The 19528-nt window shown below is 71.8% G+C and carries 18 protein-coding genes; 13 read left to right on the top strand and 5 right to left on the bottom strand.

Annotation, left to right across the window (positions count from 1 at the left end; genetic code table 11):
- The 5 genes from OG430_RS04850 to OG430_RS04830 all read left to right on the top strand — a co-directional run bounded on the left by OG430_RS04850 (window position 1) and on the right by OG430_RS04830 (window position 5310).
- A complete protein-coding gene (locus OG430_RS04850; RefSeq protein WP_442816690.1) occupies window positions 1–978 on the top strand; it encodes a LysR family transcriptional regulator in 978 nt (325 codons plus the stop codon).
- A gap of 32 nt (window positions 979–1010) precedes the next feature.
- Window positions 1011–1700 (top strand): FadR/GntR family transcriptional regulator, encoded by a 690-nt coding sequence (locus OG430_RS04845; RefSeq protein WP_327351149.1) that lies wholly within the window; start codon window positions 1011–1013, stop codon window positions 1698–1700.
- Window positions 1701–1747: 47 nt separating this feature from the next.
- Complete coding sequence (locus OG430_RS04840) at window positions 1748–2488, top strand: creatininase family protein (protein WP_327351148.1); 741 nt, start codon at window positions 1748–1750, stop codon at window positions 2486–2488.
- 183 nt (window positions 2489–2671) lie between these two features.
- Complete coding sequence (locus OG430_RS04835) at window positions 2672–3709, top strand: alpha/beta hydrolase family esterase (RefSeq protein ID WP_327351147.1); 1038 nt, start codon at window positions 2672–2674, stop codon at window positions 3707–3709.
- A gap of 35 nt (window positions 3710–3744) precedes the next feature.
- On the top strand, window positions 3745–5310 hold the full coding sequence (locus OG430_RS04830) for an AbgT family transporter (RefSeq protein ID WP_327351146.1): 1566 nt from the start codon (window positions 3745–3747) through the stop codon (window positions 5308–5310).
- A 76-nt stretch (window positions 5311–5386) separates the two neighbouring features.
- On the opposite strand, the gene OG430_RS04825 is transcribed toward OG430_RS04830, so the two are convergent.
- The 5 genes from OG430_RS04825 to OG430_RS04805 form a co-directional block, all read right to left on the bottom strand.
- Window positions 5387–6025, bottom strand: a complete 639-nt coding sequence (locus tag OG430_RS04825; RefSeq protein WP_327351145.1) for an SMI1/KNR4 family protein — start codon at window positions 6023–6025, stop codon at window positions 5387–5389.
- 47 nt (window positions 6026–6072) lie between these two features.
- Complete coding sequence (locus OG430_RS04820) at window positions 6073–7278, bottom strand: cytochrome P450 family protein (protein ID WP_327358955.1); 1206 nt, start codon at window positions 7276–7278, stop codon at window positions 6073–6075.
- Window positions 7279–7454: 176 nt separating this feature from the next.
- A complete protein-coding gene (locus OG430_RS04815; protein ID WP_327351144.1) occupies window positions 7455–8615 on the bottom strand; it encodes a hypothetical protein in 1161 nt (386 codons plus the stop codon).
- A complete protein-coding gene (locus tag OG430_RS04810) occupies window positions 8599–9441 on the bottom strand; it encodes a hypothetical protein (protein ID WP_327351143.1) in 843 nt (280 codons plus the stop codon). The genes OG430_RS04815 and OG430_RS04810 overlap by 17 nt, the downstream gene beginning before the upstream one ends.
- A 194-nt stretch (window positions 9442–9635) precedes the next feature.
- Window positions 9636–10283 carry an RNA polymerase sigma factor gene (locus OG430_RS04805; RefSeq protein ID WP_327351142.1) on the bottom strand — a complete coding sequence of 216 codons (648 nt, stop codon included), beginning with the start codon at window positions 10281–10283 and terminating at the stop codon, window positions 9636–9638.
- Between the two features lie 328 nt (window positions 10284–10611).
- Here OG430_RS04805 and OG430_RS04800 point away from each other — a divergent pair, with 328 nt between their 5' ends.
- From OG430_RS04800 to OG430_RS04765, 8 genes are read left to right on the top strand one after another with little or no spacing between them, the layout of a single operon-like run.
- Window positions 10612–11052, top strand: a complete 441-nt coding sequence (locus tag OG430_RS04800; RefSeq protein WP_327351141.1) for an acyl carrier protein — start codon at window positions 10612–10614, stop codon at window positions 11050–11052.
- A gap of 49 nt (window positions 11053–11101) precedes the next feature.
- Window positions 11102–12220, top strand: a complete 1119-nt coding sequence (locus tag OG430_RS04795) for a 3-oxoacyl-ACP synthase III family protein (protein WP_327351140.1) — start codon at window positions 11102–11104, stop codon at window positions 12218–12220.
- Window positions 12217–13902, top strand: coding sequence for an MFS transporter (locus OG430_RS04790; RefSeq protein ID WP_327351139.1), 1686 nt, complete (start codon window positions 12217–12219; stop codon window positions 13900–13902). The genes OG430_RS04795 and OG430_RS04790 overlap by 4 nt, the downstream gene beginning before the upstream one ends.
- Window positions 13899–15440 carry a phytoene desaturase family protein gene (locus tag OG430_RS04785; RefSeq protein WP_327351138.1) on the top strand — a complete coding sequence of 514 codons (1542 nt, stop codon included), beginning with the start codon at window positions 13899–13901 and terminating at the stop codon, window positions 15438–15440. Before OG430_RS04790 ends, OG430_RS04785 begins: the two co-directional genes overlap by 4 nt.
- Window positions 15421–15978: an ester cyclase gene (locus OG430_RS04780; protein ID WP_327351137.1), complete on the top strand. Its 558-nt coding sequence runs from the start codon at window positions 15421–15423 to the stop codon at window positions 15976–15978. Before OG430_RS04785 ends, OG430_RS04780 begins: the two co-directional genes overlap by 20 nt.
- A complete protein-coding gene (locus OG430_RS04775; RefSeq protein WP_327351136.1) occupies window positions 15975–16514 on the top strand; it encodes an ester cyclase in 540 nt (179 codons plus the stop codon). Before OG430_RS04780 ends, OG430_RS04775 begins: the two co-directional genes overlap by 4 nt.
- A complete protein-coding gene (locus tag OG430_RS04770; protein ID WP_327351135.1) occupies window positions 16511–17935 on the top strand; it encodes a cytochrome P450 in 1425 nt (474 codons plus the stop codon). Before OG430_RS04775 ends, OG430_RS04770 begins: the two co-directional genes overlap by 4 nt.
- A complete protein-coding gene (locus OG430_RS04765; protein WP_327351134.1) occupies window positions 17932–19503 on the top strand; it encodes a cytochrome P450 in 1572 nt (523 codons plus the stop codon). The genes OG430_RS04770 and OG430_RS04765 overlap by 4 nt, the downstream gene beginning before the upstream one ends.
- Window positions 19504–19528 lie beyond the last annotated feature (25 nt).

The following is a 19528-nucleotide window of genomic DNA, read 5'->3' as shown; positions in this document are numbered from 1 at the left end:
ATGAACCCCTGGAGGCTGCGCCTGCTGAGCCAGCTCGACACGTTGGGCACGGTCCGGGCCGTCGCCCAGGCCGCGAACCTGAGCCCGTCGAGCGTGTCCCAGCAGCTCGCCGTGCTCGAGACGGAAACGCGCACCCAACTGCTCGAACGAACGGGCCGCCGGGTGCGGCTGACCTCGGCCGGACTGATCCTCGCGCGGCGGGCCCGGGCGATCCTCGACCACATGGACGGCGTCGAGGCGGAGTTGCGCGGCTTCGGCGAGGAGCCGGCCGGGCTCGTGCGGCTCGGGGCGTTCCAGAGCGCGATCCACACCATGGCCGTGCCGGCGGTGACCCGACTGGCACGCGCGTATACGCATCTGGACGTCGAGCTGCTGGAGTTGGAGCCGCACGCCAGCATGCCCGCGCTGCGGACCGGCGACGCGGACATCATCATCACGACCTCGGACTTCGACGAGCTGCCGCTCGGGCCGGACATCGATCTCGTGCCGCTGGCCACGGACCCGATCGTGCTGGTGGTCCCGCCGGAGCACCCCGCGGCCGGGCGTGGCGCCGTGGACCTCGCGGCCTGCGCGGACGAGCCGTGGGCGTTCGACGTGCCGCAGTCGTACATGGCGAACCTCGCGCTGCGGCTGTGCCGTCAGGCGAGGTTCGAGCCACGGGTGGTGTGCCGGTTCAGCAACTACATGATGACCCTGCAGCACGTGGAGGCCGGTCTGTCGATCGCGCTGCTGCCCGGCCTGGCGGTCGACAGCCGCTATCGCGTCGCCACCCGCGAGCTCGCCACCCCGGTGACGCGCACGATCACGGCGGCGATCCGCCGCGGCACACCCCCGCGCGCGGCCGTCCGCGTCGTACTGGACGCGCTCCGCCACGGCCCGGACCTGGCCGAGCCACGCCACGGGCTGAGCGAACTCGACCCGCCGGGAGCCGCCCGGGCCGCTGAAGTCTCCTCGGAGAAGTCCTGTCACGAGCGTTGACACCCCAACTCATCAAGTGATCTATTCACTTTATGAGTCGTGGTGAGTTGTCGCTGTCCGAGCATCTCGCGGACAGCATCGTGGAGATCATCCGTTCCGAACAGCTGGGCCCGGGCGACGCGTTGGCGTCGTCGCGCGACCTCGCGCGCCGCTTCGAGGTGACCACTCCGACGGTGCGCGAGGCGCTGCGCCGCCTTGAGGCCACCGGCGTGGTGGAGTTCCGGCACGGCTCGGGAACGTACGTCGGACCGGGCATCGAGCGGCGGCTGATGGCCAACCCGCATCTGCCGCGCAGCAGTCGCGAGTCGGTCCTCGAACTCGTCGAGGCACGCCTCGTCGTCGAACCGGCCATCGCGGGGGCGGCCGCGCGTGCCCGGGTGGCCGAGGGCGTACGGCAGTTGGAGGCAGCCGCCGGCAACGCGCTGCACCCGCCCGAGGAGTCGCTGCGGCAGTCCGTGCACTTCCACGTCGCACTGGCGGCCACCAGTGGGAACGCCCTGCTGCGGGAGGCCGTCGAGGCGCTTCTGCAGGTCCGTTCGCGCGAGCAGGTCGAGATCAGGCACCGCTACAACGACCGCGCACGCGACCACGCCGAACACCTGGAGATACTCGAAGCGGTACGCGAGGGGGACGCGGACCGGGCCGAGCAGCTGACCCGCGACCACTTGGTTGCGATCCGCGACGCGGTCCTGGCCGCCGACTTCCCGGAGGACTCCCGATGAGCCGGGCGGCGGGGTCCGGAACTCAACGGCCCCTGCGGCTGGCGGAGATGACGACCGAGGAAGCGGCCCGGGCGGTGACGGAGAGCCCGGTGGTGATCCTGCCGGCCGGTGCCTTCGAACAGCACGGCCCCGGCATGCCGCTGGCCACCGACACGATCCGCGCCGAGCAGGTCTGCCGGCTCGTGGCGGCCGAGCTGGCGGGCCGCGCGGTGATCGGCCCCTCGCTGCCCGTCGGGGTCTCCCCGCACCATCTGGCCTTCGCCGGCACGGTCACCCTGACGACCACCACCCTGGCCACGGTCGTACGCGAGTACGTCGACAGCCTGCACCGCCACGGCTGGCGCAAGATCCTGGTGGTGACCGGGCACGGCGGCAACAACGCCACCCTGTCGACCGTGGCGCAGGACCTGCTCGTCACCCACCCCGAACTGCAGTTCGCCTGGACACCGCTGACCCCGCTCGCCTCCGACGTCGTGGCGGGCATGCGGGTCAGCGAGGTGCACGGGCACAGCGGCGAGGCCGAGACCGCCCAAATGCTCCACCTGGCACCGCACTTGGTGCACGAGGACCGCCTCACCGCAGGCTCGGCGCGCACGGCGGACCTCGACCCGCTCTCCCGGCTCGCCCGGCGCTCCGGCCACCCCGCCCTCGCCGTGCCCTACGACCGGCTCAGCGCCAACGGCGTACTCGGCGACCCGCGCAGCGCCACCGCCGCCGACGGCCGGGCGATCGTCGGCGCGGCCGTTGCCTCGATCACCGCCTTCGTCAAGGAGTGGCTCGACATCTGAGCCGCCCCGGCCGGGTTCCCCACCTGAACCGCCCCACCCGGGTTCGACACCTGAGCCGAGTCACCCGCCCCCCACACCCGTAACGAGACAGCGGCACGCACTCCGCCGCCGGTCCGCCCTGCCCGCAAGCCCCGTTGACACAGCCGGACGCACGCCGATGGCGCCCGGCGGAAGGAGCATGCCTTGAATCGCACCGCGCACGGCAGCAACCGGAAGATCCGTACGGCCGGGACCGGCAACCGAAGGGGCCGCCCCGGACTGATCGCGGCCGTGGCCGCCTCCGCGATCGCCCTGCTCGGCGGCCTGTGCACACCGGCCGCCGCCGCACCCCGCACCGCGGGGACGGCCACGGAGGTCCGGAACCCGGCGGGGTGCGGGCAGAGCGCACCACAGGAGCCGGGCAGCAGCGCCCTGCACCCGCTCACCAGCGGCGGCCTCGCCCGCACGTATCAGCTGCACCTGCCACCGGAGTACACCCCCGACCGCGGCTTCCCGGTCGTGCTGGCCTTCCACGGCCGAGGCAACACCGGCCAGGGCACCGAGGAGTTCTCCAAGCTCTCCGAGCTGCCCGCGATCGTCGCCTACCCCAACGGCGTCGTCGGGACCGGCGACGGCGAACGGCAGGCCTGGCAGGGCGCGCCCTACGCGGCACCGGGCGTGGACGACGTGGCCTTCACCGACGATCTCCTGGACGAACTGGAGCGCACGCTCTGTGTGGACCGCGCCCGCGTCTATGCGACCGGGAAGTCCAACGGGGCAGGATTCACCGGCCTGTTGGCGTGCCGCAGGGCCGACCGGATCACCGCCGTCGCGCCGGTCGCGGGTGCCTTCTATCCCGACACCGGCAAGAACTGCCGTCCCTCGCGGCCCGTCCCGGTCATCGACTTCCACGGCACCGGGGACGCGACCATCCCGTACCTCGGTGACGAGGAGCGCGGCCTCCCGGCGATCCGCGACTGGACGGCGCGCTGGGCGTCCCGCAACGGCTGCGCGACCCGACCCACGACGGAAACCGTCGCACCCGACATCACCCTCACGAACTGGACCAAGTGCCGCTCCGGCGCCGACGTACGCCATGTCGCGGTGACGGACGGCGGACACACCTGGCCCGGCGCCGACAGCTACAGCGGCGGCGGCTACACCACCCAGACCATCGAGGCGCACGAGGTGCTGTGGGACTTCGTGTCCCGCCACCGGCTGCCCGACTCCGTCCTGCGCTGACCGACGACCCGACGACCCGAGCAAGGAGGCCACCCATGAGCGCACCGCCCCCCGCCCCACCCGGCACACACGACAAGGCCGCGGCACCCGAACTGCCGCGTCTCATCCGCGCGTTGGGAGTGGTCGAACGGGCCGGCAACGCCCTGCCCCACCCGTTCTGGCTGTTCTGGATCCTGTCCGGGATCCTCGCCGTGATCAGCGCCGTACTCGCCGCGGCCGACCTCTCCGTGGTCTCGCCGGCCGACGACAAGACCGTCGCCGTGCAGAACCTGCTGAGCGGCGAGGGCCTGGCCATGGCCGTCTCGACCATGGTCGAGAACTTCGCCACCTTCCCGCCGATGGCGACGATCGTCGTCGTCATCATGGGCGTCGCCGTCGCCGAGCGCAGCGGCTTCCTCGCCGCGCTGATGCGGGTCAGCGTCTCACGCGTCCCCGCGTCCTGGGTGGTGTTCGCCGTCGCGTTCGCCGGGACGGTGGCACATGTCGCCTCGGCGGCCGCGTACATCATTCTCGTGCCGCTCGGCGGTCTCGCCTTCCGCGCGGTGGGCCGCTCGCCGATCCTGGGCATCGTCGTCGCCTATACGTCGATCGCCTCCGGGTACGACGCGAGTCCGGTCCCGACGCCCAATGACGCGATCTTCGCGGGCATCACCACCGCGGCCGCCAAGGTCGTCGGCGGCGAGAGCGCGTATGTGTCGCCCCTGTCCAACTGGTTCTTCAACATCGCCTCTTCGCTGCTGCTCGCCGCCGTGATCACGCTGGTGACGAAGCTCGTCCTGAGCAGGCGGCCCGATCTCGACGCCGACCCGGACGCGGACCTCGACGACATCGGCACCCTGACCCTCAGCGCGCGGGAGCGCTCGGCGCTGCGCACGGCCGTGCTCGCCATGACGGCCGCGATCGTGGTGCTGATCGCGCTGCTCGTGCCGGCCTCGTCCCCGCTGCGCGGCGAGGGAGGCAGCATCGTCGAGTCGCCGTTCCTCGACGGGATCGCGGCCGTGGTCGCGTTCCTGTTCGGCCTGGTGGGCATCGTCTACGGATTCCGCTCCGGGTCGATCACCAAGCCGGGCGACGTGCCGAAGCTGATGGGGCAGGGCATCCGGCAGATGGCACCGGTCCTGGTGCTGTTCTTCGCGATCGCCCAGTTCCTGGCCTACTTCGACTGGACGAACCTCGGCGATGTGCTCGCCGTCAGGGCAGCCGAGGCACTGCAGAGCAGTGGGATGCCCATCGTCGTGGTGTTCCTGCTGATCCTGCTGCTGCTCACGCTGGTGAACATCATGGTGACCAGCGGCTCGGCCATGTGGGCGCTGGCGGCGCCGGTCCTCGTACCCATGCTGATGCTGGTGAGCGTGCCGGCGGAGACGACGCAGGCACTGTTCCGGATAGCAGACTCCGGCTCCACGGCGATCACCCCGATGAGCCCGTACTTCGTGATGGCCCTCGGCTTCCTGCAGCGCTACCGCAAGAGCGCGGGCATCGGAACGCTCGCCTCGTACACGCTGCCGCTGGCGATCGCGATGACCGTGGCGTGGACGGTGCTGTTCCTGGTGTGGTGGGCGCTCGGGATTCCGCTGGGGCCGGGGGCGCCGGTGCGCTGACTTCGGGGTGTACGCGGCTCCCGGCGAGGGGTGGACCTTGGCCGGGAGCCGAGCTGTGTGTGGCCGTCCTCCGGGCTTACCTCGGTGCCTTCGGCCCACCTGCGCGAGAGCTCGGGTCGTACGTGTACTCGTGCTCGTCGCTCAATTCCTCGAACGACCGCCGTTGGTCGATGACCAACTGGCCGAACGAGGCGCTGGGCATGCTCAGCCCGGGGTGCCAGCTCGCCCATGTGTACGCCGTCCACTCCCCGGCGGGCGACACCTCGCCCGGGTCCAGGAGCCAGTACTGGGCGTCGCCGACCGCGGATACCAGCAGGACGCGGTCCATGAAGGCGGCCTCGTCCCCGCCGTGTGAGTGCAGCATCTTCCAGAAGGTGGGTTCGGTGTCCCGGAGCCATCCCACCGTCTCGGTGGTCCGCATCTCGTACATGAACGGGCCCAGGTGCCACCAGCCGTCGGACGCTCCGAGGAACGCACGGTAGGAGGGCGGCAGCCGCATGCCGAGCCGCCGCTCGACGGCGGCCAGTTGCTGCTCGCTCGCCCCCTCGAACCCGAGCCAGCCGGCTGCCAGTTGGTCTTCGGTGACGTCGCACCACTCGTACGATTCCGCCGCGCGCAGGACGTCCGCGCTGTACGAGGTCAGAAAGGTGCGCCACTGCTCGACGGTGCTCAACTGCGGTGACTCGGGTTCCGGTGGGACCGCGCTGTCTGCCATGTCTGCCTCCTGCCTCCCCTGCCATGCCGGTCTCCTCCTGCGCGGGCTCAGCCGTGCAGCCGTACGGGCAGCCTCCGCACGCTGTTCCCCACGAACGACGCGTGGCGCGGCAGCTCCGACTCAGGGACGGCGAGGTTGAGTTCGGGGAAGCGGGCGAAGAGCTGCGCGAGGGCGGTGGTGGCCTCCATGCGGGCCAGTGGTGCGCCCAGGCAGTAGTGCGCGCCGTGCCCGAGGGAGAGATGGCGCGCGGAGCCTTCGCGGGCGAGGGAGAAGCGGTCGGCGTCCGGGCCGTGGGCCCCCGGGTCGCGGCCCGCCGCGGAGTAACCGGCAAGCACCGGGGTGCCCTTGGGGATGACAGTGCCGTCCAGCATCAGGTCCCGGGTCGGGTAGCGGAACGGGAAGTAGCTGACGGGGCTGTCCCAGCGCAGTGTCTCCTCGACCACGTCCGCCCAGCTCGCCCGGCCCGACGTGACCAGGTCGAGCTGGTCGCGGTGCGTGCACAGGGCGCGTACGGCGTTGGTGATCAGGTTCAGCGTCGTCTCGTGCCCGGCGATGATCATGAGCATCAGGGTGCCGATCAGCTCGTGCGGGCCGAGCCGGTCGCCGTTCTCCTCACGGGCGGCGATCAGGGCGGAGGTGAGGTCGTCGCCGGGCCGCTCCCGGCGGGCGGCGGCGACGGCGCCCAGCACCTCCACCATCTCTCGGTTGGCCGCCAATGCCCGTTCGGGGCCGATGTCGGTGGCGACGATCTGGTTGGAGAGGTGGTGCAGACGGTCGTGGTACTCGGCGTCCACGCCGAGCAGTTCGCAGATGACGCCCATCGGCAGCGGCAGCGCGAAGTGCGTGCGCAGGTCCGCGACCCCGTCGCCCGCGACGGCCGCTCGGTCGAGGTCGTCGAGCAGGTCGGACGTCAACTTCTCGATGCGCGGGCGCAGTTCCTCCACCCGGCGCGTGGTGAACGCCCGGCTCACCAGGGACCGCAGCCGCCGGTGGTCGGCGCCGTCCGCCGTGGTCATGCCCTGCACCGTGGCGAAGGTCTTCAGCGGCCAGCCGTCCGGTATCGCGCCCGCCTGCAACGCCGTGAAGTGCAGGGCGTTCTTGGCGACGTCGGGGTGCGAGACGAACTCCCGGAGCGCGTCATGCCCGAGGACCGCCATCCCCGCCACCTCGCCGGGCAGCAGCACCGGAGCGACCGCGCCCCGGGCGAGCAGCCGGGCGTTGTCCGCGTGCGGGCAGCCGCCGGACGGGTCCATGCGGTGCGCCGGCCGGGAGGGCTGGTGCCGGGCGGGGGTGGCGGGTGCCGGTGAGGTGTCCAACGGGGCGCTCCGGTGGGAGAGGCGGGTGGGTGCTGCGGAAGGGTGCGGGGGTAGCCGGATATTAGGTCAACAGTGCGTCTCTGTACGACTGTTGTGCAGAGCAGTACCGGCCGTCACGCTCCGTCGCAGCCCGGCAGACGGCGCAGCCGGTCCGCGCGGGCCACCTGGATGACCGCGCGCGCCTGCGCGGACTTCGCCTCGCCCCGACTGTAGGCGATGGCCAACGTGCCACTCCTGGCCTGCGCGTAGCCGTACTGCGGAGTGACCCTGGCGTAACTGGACGCACGCAGATCGAGCGCGTACGCCGCCTCGGTCGTCCGCCACGTGATCAGGTCGCCGCCGACCCGCAGCTGGTCGGCTCCCTCCGTGGAAGGCGCGCCGGTGACCGCGGTCGTCGGCGCCGGCACGCCCTGCTGCCACATCCGTAATCGGGGTTCGGCCTCGCCGTCCACCCATGCCCAACGGCGCCCGTCGGAGGCGGCCGAGCGAATGTCGCGCAGCTCGGCGATGGCCCCGGGCAGTGCGATGGGGCGCTCGGTGTCGAGCGACAGGGCGAGCAGCCGGGTGCCCTCGGCGTTGCCCTCTCGCCACACCAGCCGCTCGCCGGCCGCGAAGGGAGTGTCGAACACCCCGGTGTGGAGGGTGCGCGGCTTCCCGCTGCCGTCGCCCGATGCCCGCAGGACGGCAGCCTCGCCCCCGCCCAGACCCTGCGCCCAGTACACCCGGCCCTTGTGCAGCACGGGCTGTGGCAGCGGTCCGGGCTGCGTGGAACGGGCCAGTCTGCGTGCCTTTCCGGACCGCGCATCCCATACGTACAGCGACCACGGGCTGCTCAGGGAGCGGCCTTCCAACACCGCGAAGGCCGCTCGGCGACCGTCGAAGTCGGCGCTCAGCAACTGGTGTTCGACCGGGTCGGCGAAGTTCAGCAGGGTCCGGGGCGAGCCGCCCGACGGGATCAGTGCGGCCCGTCGGCGCGGACCGTCCGTCAGCTGGACGGCCACCCATTGCGCGTCGGGACCCGCCTCGGTGAGTACGGCATGGGCGTCTGCCGGTGCCTTCACCTCGCTCGCGGCGAGCGCCGAGCGCCAGCCGCCGGGCAGCGTCACCTCACAGGCGGGCCCTGACATGAAGGGCCCGGACGAGGGGGACACCTCGGCCCGGGCCGTGCTGTGGGCCGGCCGGGCGGACGGCTGACGGTCCGGAGTGCAGCCCGCCAGGCCGGCCAGGACCAGCCCGGCGCACAGCACGGCGGCGTACCTACCAGACGTACCCACGGCCGCCCATGATCGTGGTGAGGGTGTCCGCCGAGATGTGCGCGGACCTGGGCACACTCCCGGCCCACGAGATGACGCTGGTGCTCACCCCGCCCACCGGGTCCAGATAGTTCACCTGTCCGGCGCCGTTGTCGCTGTTGTAGCCGTCGACCGACACCCAGTGGAAGATCTCGATGTTCGGATGGCCGACCAGATGGGGGCCGCCCGGCACCTCCCAGGCATTGCCCGCGATCCCGTAGTCGACGTCGGTGTTGTGGATGATGTGCGACTTGAAGTTCGCCTTGTCGGTGGCAGTGGGGGAGTACGGCAGCGCCTTCGGTACGTAACCGGCCCCTGGCAGGCGGGCGTTGAGGGCGTCCGCCATGGGATAGCCGGTCGGATTGGGCACGTTGATGTCGATGCCGTACCAGGCCGTGCCGCTGGTGTTGGTCTTGAGGAGGGTTGCCGCGTCCTGCTGGGAGCGGCCGCCGGCCTCGTCGTGGGCGGACTGGGTGATCACCAAGGTGGCGGGGCCGCACCAGTACGAAGTCTTCTGCGACTGCTGGATGCCGCCGGAGGTGACGTACCCGGCCTGGATGCCCTGGGCCGAGGCGCCGCTGTGCCCTCTCGCGGCCGCGGCTTCCTTCTCCGCGATGAGTCTTCGCTGCGCCGCCGTCAGCCTCTGCGGGCCGAGCGTGTCGTGCGCGGCCTTGTAGGCGGCGCCGGGTGCGTCCGGCGGTGCGGACGGGGAGTCCGCCGCGGAGGCGGTCCCGGTGAGGGCGCTTAGTCCGAGGAATGCGGTGGTTGCTGCGAGGGCCGCACACCGTCGGCTGAACACTGCTGACATCACTGTCTCCTTGCCGAGGAAAGGGGGGAACTCGGAGAAGTGCTATGCAGGTTGACCGTGCGTGTGCGGCGATTCTGACTGGACTGGACCACTCGTGCCAGTGTTTTGGCGTGCGTGCGTGAACCAACATTGGGCCGACCAAAGGCGCCGCCTCTGACCTGCGGAATCGCCCTCCGGCGTGCAGAGTACGAGGGTCAGATCGGCACCGGCGCACTGTCCGGGCCGGTCGAGCGCAGCAGAGCGGCGAGCCTGCGCAGCGCCCGGCCGCGCAGCGGGCCGACCGAGCCGCGGGCGATCCCGAGGCGGCGGCTCACATCGTCGTAGCTGACCGGCTCGTCCGCGCTGAGCAGGGTGAGCAGCGCCCGGTCGCGCGGCGGGAGCTCCCGCAGGGCCGCGAGCACCTCGCCGCGCAGCTCCGAACCGATCCAGGAACCTTCCGGCCCGCTGTCGTCGACGACGGGCCCGCCGCCGTGCCGGTCGAGCTGGGAGCTGTCGCCCACCGGGACGTAGCGGGCGGCGCGGCCCAGCTGCTTGACGCTCTCGCGGCGCGCGCACGTGGTCACCCAGGCGGGAAAGCTCGCGGCGCACCGCAGCTGGGCCAGGTTCTCGTACACCCGCAGCCAGGTCAGCTGACAGACCTCGTCACAGTCGGCGGTGCTCAGCCGGTGCGACCGCGCCACGGTGCGCACCAGCGGCGAGTAGCGGTTGACCAGCTTCGACCAGGCGTCCTGCTCACCGGCCAGGCAGGCCGCGACGAGCGCCTCCGAGGGCTGCTCGCGGGTGACCCGGCCCGCGACGGCCGGACGCGTGCGCAGTCGTTCGTGATCGCTCAGCTGGGTCATCGACGTCCCCTTGCCAGAGGTTCCTGCGGTCCCCGGATCTTCGGCTCAAGATCTTGCCCGGGGGCCTCGGCGGCAGCTTGTTTTAGTCGCCCAAGAGGGGTGGGGCACCAGGGCGCGCCGTTCACTGTCAGTGAGGAACGACTACGGAATTCGGGGGAATTTCCGCATCCTGGTGACCGACGGTGTATCCAGCTGGCCCGCCGGCGGATCTGTGTCGGCGAGGGTGCCGGCAGTGCCCGGGCAGGACGGAGCCGGCGCCCCGCCCTGCGGAAATCCCGCGGCGGCCGCTCCGGAAGGAGCAGCCGCGGCGCTAGACAGAGGTGGTGCCATGGACCAGGACGAGATCCGCGAAGTCATCGGCAAGGCCGTCGCCGAAGCCACCGGCGCGGAGCCCGAGGAGGTGGTCCCCGAGGCCAGCCTGCTGAACGACCTGGACGCCGAATCCATCGACCTCCTCGACATCCTCTTCCGCATCGAGCGCCGGCTCGGCATCAAGATCGAGGCCGCGGAACTCGCGGAGTACGTCCAAGGCGGCATCCCCGACGAGGAGTTCGGCGACGCCGACGAGATCGTCACGGAGCGTGGCCTCAACCAGCTGAAGCTGGTCATGCCGCAGATCGACACCGCGCAGCTCGTCGGCAACCTGCAGGCGGCGAAGGTCATGGGGCTGTTCACGGTGGACAACCTGGTCCAGATGGTCGTACGGAAGGCCGAGGCGGGCGGCGCCCGGATCCCCGAGGCCGATGCCGTACCGGCCGTGGGCTCTTGAGCCCCTGCCGGCCCCCGCAGCCTGTGAGCCGCACGTGCGGGGGGACGCGATGAGCGCGGTACGCATCGTGGGCACCGGCGGCTATCAGCCGGGGGAGCCGATCACGAACGACCGGATCGAGCGTCTGGTCGGGCCGCTCCCCGATGACGTACTGAACGGGCTGTCGATCGAGCGCCGGTTCTGGATCATCGATCCGGAGACGGGCGAACACCGGGAGAACAACTCGGACATGGCCTGCGAGGCGGCGCGCCGCGCGCTGGACTCGGCGGGGATGGAGCCCGGCGACATCGACCTGTTCATCCTGGCGACCGGCACCCCGGACTACACGCTGCCGCCCGTGGTGAACCTCGTACAGGAACGCCTCGGCGTCGCGCGCTGCGCCACGATGGAGCTGCGCTCCGGCGGGGCGGGGGTGGTGCAGGGCCTGGACATCGCCCGCATGTACCTCGCCTCGGGCCGCTACCGCACGGCGATGGTGATCGGCAGCGAGGCCATCTCACCCGTGCTCGCCCCGGTCTTCCTCGGCCGTGACCCGGAGACCATCCGGATGCGGGACCGCATGCCGGTCTACATGTTCGGCGACGGCGCGGGCGCCATCGTGCTCCGTGCCGACGAGGTCGAAAGCGGTGAACAGGCGTACGGCGTCGGGGAGTTGACCGGCGGCCTGCTCGCCGGTGCCACGCGGGCCATCGGCGGCGACCGGGCGCCGGGCATCTGGGCGGTCGGCGGCGGCACCCACGCCCCCATCCACCGGCAGCTGGCGGCCAAGCGCCTGGTGGACCTCAAGGTCGACGTGGTCGGCGCGGGCGACTTCACCCCGGTCATGGTGACCGAGGCGATCTCCGACACCCTCGCCTGCGCGGGCGTCACCTCCGACAGCATCGACCTGTGCCTGGTCCCCGAGGGAAACGTGGGCTGGATGCTGGACGCGCTGCGGGCCGCGGGCCTGGACACCCCCGAGTGGCGCTCGCTGGCCGGGAAGATCATCGACAGTCTGTCCACCATGGGCGCGGTCGGCTGCGCGGCGGTCCCGCTCTTCCTCGACGACGCCTGGCGCTCCGGACGGATCAAGCCCGGACTGCGGGTCATGCTGATCGGCGTGGAGAGCACGAAGTGGATCTACGCGGGCACGGTCGTGGACTGGACGGCGGAGGTGCCTGTCCGGTGAACCGGGAAGCGAGCACCCCGCTGAGCCGGGAAGGGAGCAACCCGCGCACGGAGAGCGGCCACCGTCACCGCTGGGCCATCCTGGCCGTTCTCTGCCTGAGCCTCGTCGTGATCAGCATCGACACGCTGATCCTCAATCTCGCGCTGCCCAGCATCCAGACCGAACTGGGCGCCTCCGGCACGCAGTTGCAGTGGACCGTCGATGCCTACACGCTCTGCTTCGGCGGGCTGCTGCTGCTCAGCGGCAGCCTGGCCGACCGCTTCGGCCGCAGGCTGACCTTGACGCTCGGGCTGCTCGTCTTCCTCGGCTGCTCGCTGGCCGCCGCGTACGCGGACACGTCGGGCGCGCTGATCCTGGCGCGGGCCGGGATGGGCGTCGGAGCGGCCATGATCATGCCCGCCACCCTCGCGATCATCAAGGACGTGTTCCCCGCGGGCGCGGAGCGGGCCCGCGCCATCGGAGTGTGGGCGGCAGCGGCCGCCCTCGGCGTCCCGTTGGGACCGGTGGTCGGCGGACTGCTGCTCGAACACTTCTGGTGGGGCGCGATCTTCCTGGTCAACGTGCCGCTGGTCGCCCTCGCCCTCGTCGCGGGAATGCTCCTGATCCCCGAGTCGCGCACCGCCCGCCACCCGGGCCTCGACCTGGCCGGCACGCTGCTGTCCGTCGCCGGTCTGGGAATCCTCGTGTACGGCCTGGTCGAGGCGTCCCGCGACGGATGGACGGGCTGGACGAGTCTGGGGCCGGTGGCCGTCGGCGCACTGCTGCTTGTCGCCTTCGTACGGCACGAACGGCGCACGGCGCGCCCGATGCTGGCGCCCGAGCTGTGGCACAGCCGTGCCTTCACCGGCTCCGCCGTGGCCATCGCGGCCCTGTCCTTCGCCATGTACGGCGTGCTGTTCGTGCTGACCCAGTACCTCCAATTCGTCCTGGCCCACGACCCGTTGGCGGCGGGACTGCGGCTGTTGCCGGTGGCCGCCGTCATGCTCACCGCGCCACTCGCCCCCCACCTGGTCCAGCGGCTCGGCCTGAACACGGTCGTCGCCACCGGCCTCGCCCTCACCGTGGGGGCGCTGCTGCTCGCGTCCGGCGCCGGACGCCCCACCGAGAACGCCGTGATGGCCGGCCTCGCCGTGCTCGGCCTCGGCATGGGCCTGACCATGCCGGCGGCCACGGACGCCATGCTGGCGGCGGCGCCGAGCGAACAGGCGGGCGCCGGAGCCGCGATGACCGACGCGTCCATGCAGATCGGCGGCACCCTCGGCATCGCCGTCATCGGCAGCGCACTGTCCACCTCCTACCGTGGCGGCCTGCCCGACCTGGGCGCGGCTCCGCCCGCCGCGGCGGACGCGATTTCCGATTCGATCGGGCGCGCCATGGCCGTCACCGCGCGGATCGGCGGGGAGAGCGGCGCGACGCTGTGGGCCGCGGCACGGGCGGCGTTCGGACACGCCTTCGGCGAAGTGCTGCTGATCGGCGCCTGGGCCGCGGTCCTCGGCGTATTGGTCGCCGCCCTGGTGCTGCCCCGACGGGGCACGGACGCGGTGTCCCCGCCGCTCGAAGTCGCGCCTGCGGACGGCCCGGCGACGTACGACCGTACCCGGCACAGCGCGGGTCCACGGGTGTCCGTGGCCCACCGTTCCGGCTCTCTCGAAGCAGGCCCCCGCCCCATGGAGCGACCATGACCAGCCAGGCAGAGCCCGGGACAACACGGAGCACCGCGCCGGCAGACGGTGCCCACGACTACGACGCGATCGTCGTCGGCAGCGGCCTCGGCGGGCTCGCCGCGGCCGCCTACCTGGCGAAGTTCGGGCGGCGCGTCCTCGTCGCCGAACGCGGCCGGGGCATCGGCGGCTACGCCCACGCCTTCGAGCACGACGGCCGCTACTTCGACCCCGCCATCCACGTGGTCCCCGGCGCCCAGAGCGGCGGCACGATCGACGTCCTGCTGCGCTGGCTGGGCGTGCGCGAGATGTGCGACTTCATCGAGTCGGACGCGCTCTACCGGGTCGTCATCGACGGCGACACCCTGGAGGCGCCCTTCGGCACGGAGGCGTTCATCGCCGCGCACGCCGAGCGCTTCCCGCACGAGGCCGCCGGCATCCGCGCCTTCTTCGAGCTGTGCGAACGCTTCCTCGCCGAGGCGCACCAAGTGCCCGTGCAGCTGACGCCCAAGGAGCTCGGCGAGGCGGTGAAGCGCTTCCCGACCCTGTTCGGGCACCGGATGCACACCCTGGCCGAGGTCCTCGACCGGTACGTGACCGACCCCCGGGCCAGGGCCTTCTGCACTGCGGGCTGGCCGTACATGGGACTGCCCCCCTCACAGCTGTCCTTCGAACTGTTCGCGCGCTTCCTGTTCACGCAGATGCACGGCCTCTACCACTGCCGGGGCGGCTTCCGAAACCTGGTGGACGCCCTGGTCACGGCCATCGAACGGCACGGCGGGAAGGTCGTCACCGAATCCGCCGTGGAGAAGATCGAGGTGTCCGAGGGCCGGGTCACGGGAGTCGTCCTCGCCGGTGGCGAGGCGCTGACGGCACCCGTGGTGATCTCCAACGCCGATGCCACCCACACCTTCGAGGACCTCGTGGGCATCGAGCAGTTGCCGCGCGCGTACCGCCGCAGACTGCGCTCGCTGAAGCCGTCGATGTCGATGTTCGTGGTGTACGCCGCCACCACCCTGGACATCGCGGCCCAGGGTGGCGCCCACGAGACGTTCATCTACGAGGACACCGACCACGACTACACCTTCAAGCGCATCGCCGACGGAGACGCCCCGGCCACCGTGGTCGTCGTACCGACCCTGCTCGACCCCGAACTCGGCCCGCCGGGCGAGCACTTGGTCACCTCGACAGCGCTCGCCCCCTACGAGGGTCCCAAGGCGTGGGAGGAGCTGAAGCCGGAGCTGGAGGAGAAGTACCTCGGCCTGATCGAGCGGCTCTACCCGGGCTTCCGGGCCCACATGACCTTCGTGCAGAGCGCCACCCCGCTGACCCTGGAGCGCTACACCGGCAACCACCGGGGCGCCGCCTACGGCTGGGAGAACACACCGCTGCAGGCGGGCAGCAAGCGCCTCAACTACCGCACTCCCATCGGGGGGTTGTACCTGTCGGGGCACTGGGCGCAGGCGGCGAGCGCCCTGCGGGTCATCGTGTCCGGCAGCCATACCGCCCAGGAGATCCTGCGCAGCGAAGGGGTCCGCGATGTCGGCCCCGAGCTGTGACCCGCCGCCGTACACCGGCGGCCCGGAGGCGGATGCGTACCCGGCGATCGCAGACCGTCTCGCCGACCGGCTGTGGAATCACGGTGACCTGAGCGCCATCGACGACCACTGCGGACCGCATCTGCGCACGCATCTGCCTGACGTCTCCGAGGAGTTGGGCGCGGCGGCCCTGGAGCAGGCGGTCCTCGACCGGCGCCGGGCGCTGCCCGACACGCGGTACCGCACGCTGGACGTGCTGGCCGAGGGCGACCTGGTCCTGCTGCGCGCCGAGTACCGCGGCACCCATCGGGGAGAGCTCGCCGGGCTGCCGCCGACCGGCCGTGCGGTGTGTGCGACCGAGACGACGCTGTTCCGGTTCGAGGACGGTCGGGTGGTCGAGCTGTGGCAGCAGTCGGACGGCCTCGCCGTGATGACCCAACTCGGCCTCATCGCCCCCGAAGAGACCCCTCCGCTCGGGCGCATCGCCCACTCCCTGAAGGCAACCGCCCGGCTCGCACTGCTCAGAGTCAGGGCGGCCCGGAGCGGAGGCAGGCGGTGACGGCGGCGGGGCCCGACCTCAAGGCCCGCGCGCGCGAACTCGGCGAGCGCGTCTTCAACGAGCACGACCTGACCGCCTTCGACGAACTCGCCCAGCCCGAGGCCCGGTTCCGGCTGCCCGGCCGGCCGGTCCTGGACCGCGAAGGGTTCAAGACCCTGATCGGGCAGCTCCTGAGCGCCCAGCCCGACCTGCGCCTCGACCTCCTCCACATCCTCCGCGACGGCGACCGGGTCGGCTCGCGGATCCGCCTCACGGGCACCCATCACGGCGAACTGTTCGGCATCCCGCCCACCGGCCGGGTGATCCGCATGGACGAGTTCGCACTGCAGCGCTGGGACGCGCGGGGCCTGCTCGCCGAGATGGACATGGAGTCGGACTACCTGTCCCTGCTGCGGCAGGTCGGCGCCGAACCGCCGCCCGGCACCGGGCTGCTCGGCCGCTGGGCGCACCCCTTCACCAGCACCGCCCGCTTCGCCTGGCTGCAGGCCACCGCGGGCCGCCGCGCCCAGGCCTCCGCACACAAGGCGGGCACATGAGCGCGGCCGGCGCCGGACGCCGGGCGCCGGGCCCGCGCGGCTACCCGGTGGTCGGCTCAGGACCGCACCTGGTGCGCGATCTGGTGGGCACGTTCGCCCGGTCCTGGCGCCAGTACGGCGACATCGTGCGCTTCCAGGTCCCCGGCGTCGAACTCTTCCTGGTCACACACCCGGACTACATCAAGCACGTCCTCGACGACCGGCAGCCGAACTACCCCAAGGACCCGCTCTCCGTCGGCAAGTTCGAACCCTGGTGCGGGCAGGGCCTGTTCACCAGCAACGGAGACTTCCACTTCCGCCAGCGGCGGCTGGCCCAGCCCGCCTTCAAGGGGTCCAGGATCGCCGCGTTCGGGCCCACCATGGTGGACGCCGCCGCCGAACTCGTCGACGAATGGCGCCCGTCGGCCGATGAGCGGCGCATCCTGGACATCACCCCGGAGATGATGCGGCTCGCGCTGACCATCGTGATGCAGTCGATCTTCAGCACCGCGCTCACCGGCGGCCAGGCCGGTGAGATCGCCCGGGCGGTGCGCCTGTGCAACGCCTACACCAATACGCGGCTGCAGCGCTTCGTGGAGCTGCCGCAGCTGCTGCCGAGCCGCGCCCGCCGGGAGTTCCTCGCCGCGCGCACCCTCCTCGACGGCTTCGTCTACGGGCTGATCGCCGAGCGGCGCCTCGACGACGCCCCCCCCGACGACCTGCTGACCCGATTCCTCGCCGCACGGGACGAGCAGACCGGCGAGCGGATGAGCGACCGGCAACTGCGCGACGAGGTCGTCACGATGTTCCTCGGCGGATACGAGACCACGGCGCTGTGCCTGGTGTGGGCGTTCTCGCTGCTCTCCCGCCACCCGGAGGCCGAACGCCGCATGCGGGCCGAGATCGCCGAGGTGTGCGGCGGGCGCGCACCGTCCGCGGACGACCTCCCGGCACTCGCGTACACCCGCGCCCTCGTCCAGGAGGTGCTGCGGCTCTACCCGTCGGTGTGGACGCTGTCGCGCAGCCCGCTTCAGGACGACGAGATCGGCGGATATCGCGTCCCGGCGGGCTCGCAGGTCTTCATCAGCCCCTATCTGATGCACCGCCATCCCGGGTTCTGGCCCAACCCGGAGGGCTTCGACCCGGGGCGCTTCACGGCACGCGCCTCCGGCGGCGTACCGCTGTACGCGTATCTGCCCTTCTCCCGCGGTCCCAGGCGCTGTCCGGGAGCGTCGGTGGCGCTGCTGGAAGTGCCGCTCGTCCTGGCCCGCATCCTGCAGTCCTACCGACTGACCCTGGCCCCCGGGCATGTGCGCGAGCCGACGTCCAATGTCTTCCTGTACCCGCGAGGCGGCATGCCGATGAGAGTGGAGCACGTCACGGAGCGCACCGGGGAGTGCGGCGGCTCGGTGGGGCCCCGCGCGGAAGGCGGCAGCCGATGAACCGGGCCCGCCGGGGCGCCGCCCCGCCACCCGGCCCGCGCGGTCTGCCGCTGCTCGGCTCCGCGCCCGACTTCCGCCGCGACCCCCTGGAAACCTTCACCCGCGCCTGGCGGGAGTACGGCGACCTCGTGAGCTTCCGGGGACCGGTACCGGTCGTCCTCGTCACCCACCCCGACCACCTGCGCCACATCCTCGTCGACAACTTCGCCAACTACCCGCACCCGGACGACTTCAACGACAAGGTGAGCGTCTCGGTGGGCCGGGGCCTGGTCACCACGGAGGGCGAGGAGTGGGAGCGCCAACGGGGCACCGTGGCCCCGTCGTTCCGGCGTGAGCCCCTGGAGCGGTTCGCCGAGGTGATGGTCGACAGCACCGAGCGGATGCTGGACGGCTGGGAACGCGTGGCCCGTGCGGGCGGCGAGATCGACGCACGCACCGAGATGCAGAGCCTGACCCTGGACATCCTGGCGCGCTGCCTGTTCCGCGCCGACTGGTCGGTGGACGCCCGGGCGCTCGGCGAAGCCGTCCGCGTACAACTGGAGCATCTGAACGGCAAGTTGACCGCCGTGGTCGATCTTCCGGAGTGGGTGCCCACCCGCCGCAACCGGCAGTTCACGGCCGCCCGGACGCTCCTGGACGAGACGGTGTACCGGCTCATCGCGGAACGTCGCAGGGGGAGTGGACCCCCGGACACCCCGGACGGTGACGGTCCGCCGGACCTGTTGTCCATGCTGATGCGCGCCACGGACCCGGTCACCGGTGCATCGATGACGGATCGTCAACTCCGGGATCAAGTCATGACGTTGTTCGTGGCCGGGCACGAGACCGCCGCGGCCACGCTGTCCTGGATCTGCTACCTGATGTCCGTCCAGCCCGCGGAGACCGAGCGAGCCCGTGCCGAAGTCCGCGAGGTGCTCGGCGGCCGCCCGCCCACCAAGGACGACCTGCCGCGCCTGAAGTACCTCAAGATGTTCGTACAGGAGGCCCTGCGCCTGTATCCGCCGCTGTGGCAGGTGCCCCGGATGCCGCTGCGGGACGACGAGATCGGCGGCCATCACATCCCGGCAGGCACCTTCCTGCTGCTCGGCATCCACCTCACGCACCGCCATCCGGACTTCTGGGAGAACCCGGAGGGCTTCGACCCCGAGCGCTTCACCCGCGAACGTTCGGCCGGCCGCCCCCGCTGTGCCTATCTGCCGTACGCCGCCGGGCCGCGGGACTGCGCGGGCATGGCCTTCGCCACGATGGAGCTGACCCTGGTCACGGCCTCGCTGCTGCAGCGCTTCCACCTGGACCTGGTGCCCGGCCATCCGATCGTCACGCAGCCGGACATCACCCTGCGGGCCAAGTACGGCATCCCCATGACGCTCCGCCGCACGGACTCCGGCACGGATCTCGCCGCGCACCCCGGTACGGGCCTCGCCACGGACCTCGGCACGGACACGGAGCGTCACACTCCCGCAGGCCGCCAGGCCGCAGCGGCGGACCCGCAGTCGGAGGCCGTGTGCCCCGTTCGCGCCACCGCTCACCCGCATCACCCGCACCAAGGAGGGACAGCGACCCGCTGATCCGGTGACGGGCTGTATCCAGCGG

The organism is Streptomyces sp. NBC_01304 (assembly GCF_035975855.1).
GTDB lineage: Bacteria > Actinomycetota > Actinomycetes > Streptomycetales > Streptomycetaceae > Streptomyces.
Note: the sequence above shows the minus strand (reverse complement) of the source record. Positions and strands in the feature narration are given on the sequence as shown.

Excerpts from the sequence above, each read along its gene's own strand:
- OG430_RS04850 (WP_442816690.1), top strand. The coding sequence starts at position 1 with ATGAACCCCTGGAGGCTGCGCCTGCTGAGCCAGCTCGACACGTTGGGC.
- OG430_RS04845 (WP_327351149.1), top strand. The coding sequence starts at position 1,011 with ATGAGTCGTGGTGAGTTGTCGCTGTCCGAGCATCTCGCGGACAGCATC.
- OG430_RS04840 (WP_327351148.1), top strand. The coding sequence starts at position 1,748 with ATGACGACCGAGGAAGCGGCCCGGGCGGTGACGGAGAGCCCGGTGGTG.
- OG430_RS04830 (WP_327351146.1), top strand. The coding sequence starts at position 3,745 with ATGAGCGCACCGCCCCCCGCCCCACCCGGCACACACGACAAGGCCGCG.
- OG430_RS04825 (WP_327351145.1), bottom strand. The coding sequence starts at position 6,025 with ATGGCAGACAGCGCGGTCCCACCGGAACCCGAGTCACCGCAGTTGAGC.
- OG430_RS04820 (WP_327358955.1), bottom strand. The coding sequence starts at position 7,278 with ATGGACCCGTCCGGCGGCTGCCCGCACGCGGACAACGCCCGGCTGCTC.
- OG430_RS04810 (WP_327351143.1), bottom strand. The coding sequence starts at position 9,441 with ATGTCAGCAGTGTTCAGCCGACGGTGTGCGGCCCTCGCAGCAACCACC.
- OG430_RS04805 (WP_327351142.1), bottom strand. The coding sequence starts at position 10,283 with ATGACCCAGCTGAGCGATCACGAACGACTGCGCACGCGTCCGGCCGTC.
- OG430_RS04800 (WP_327351141.1), top strand. The coding sequence starts at position 10,612 with ATGGACCAGGACGAGATCCGCGAAGTCATCGGCAAGGCCGTCGCCGAA.
- OG430_RS04795 (WP_327351140.1), top strand. The coding sequence starts at position 11,102 with ATGAGCGCGGTACGCATCGTGGGCACCGGCGGCTATCAGCCGGGGGAG.
- OG430_RS04785 (WP_327351138.1), top strand. The coding sequence starts at position 13,899 with ATGACCAGCCAGGCAGAGCCCGGGACAACACGGAGCACCGCGCCGGCA.
- OG430_RS04780 (WP_327351137.1), top strand. The coding sequence starts at position 15,421 with ATGTCGGCCCCGAGCTGTGACCCGCCGCCGTACACCGGCGGCCCGGAG.
- OG430_RS04770 (WP_327351135.1), top strand. The coding sequence starts at position 16,511 with ATGAGCGCGGCCGGCGCCGGACGCCGGGCGCCGGGCCCGCGCGGCTAC.
- OG430_RS04765 (WP_327351134.1), top strand. The coding sequence starts at position 17,932 with ATGAACCGGGCCCGCCGGGGCGCCGCCCCGCCACCCGGCCCGCGCGGT.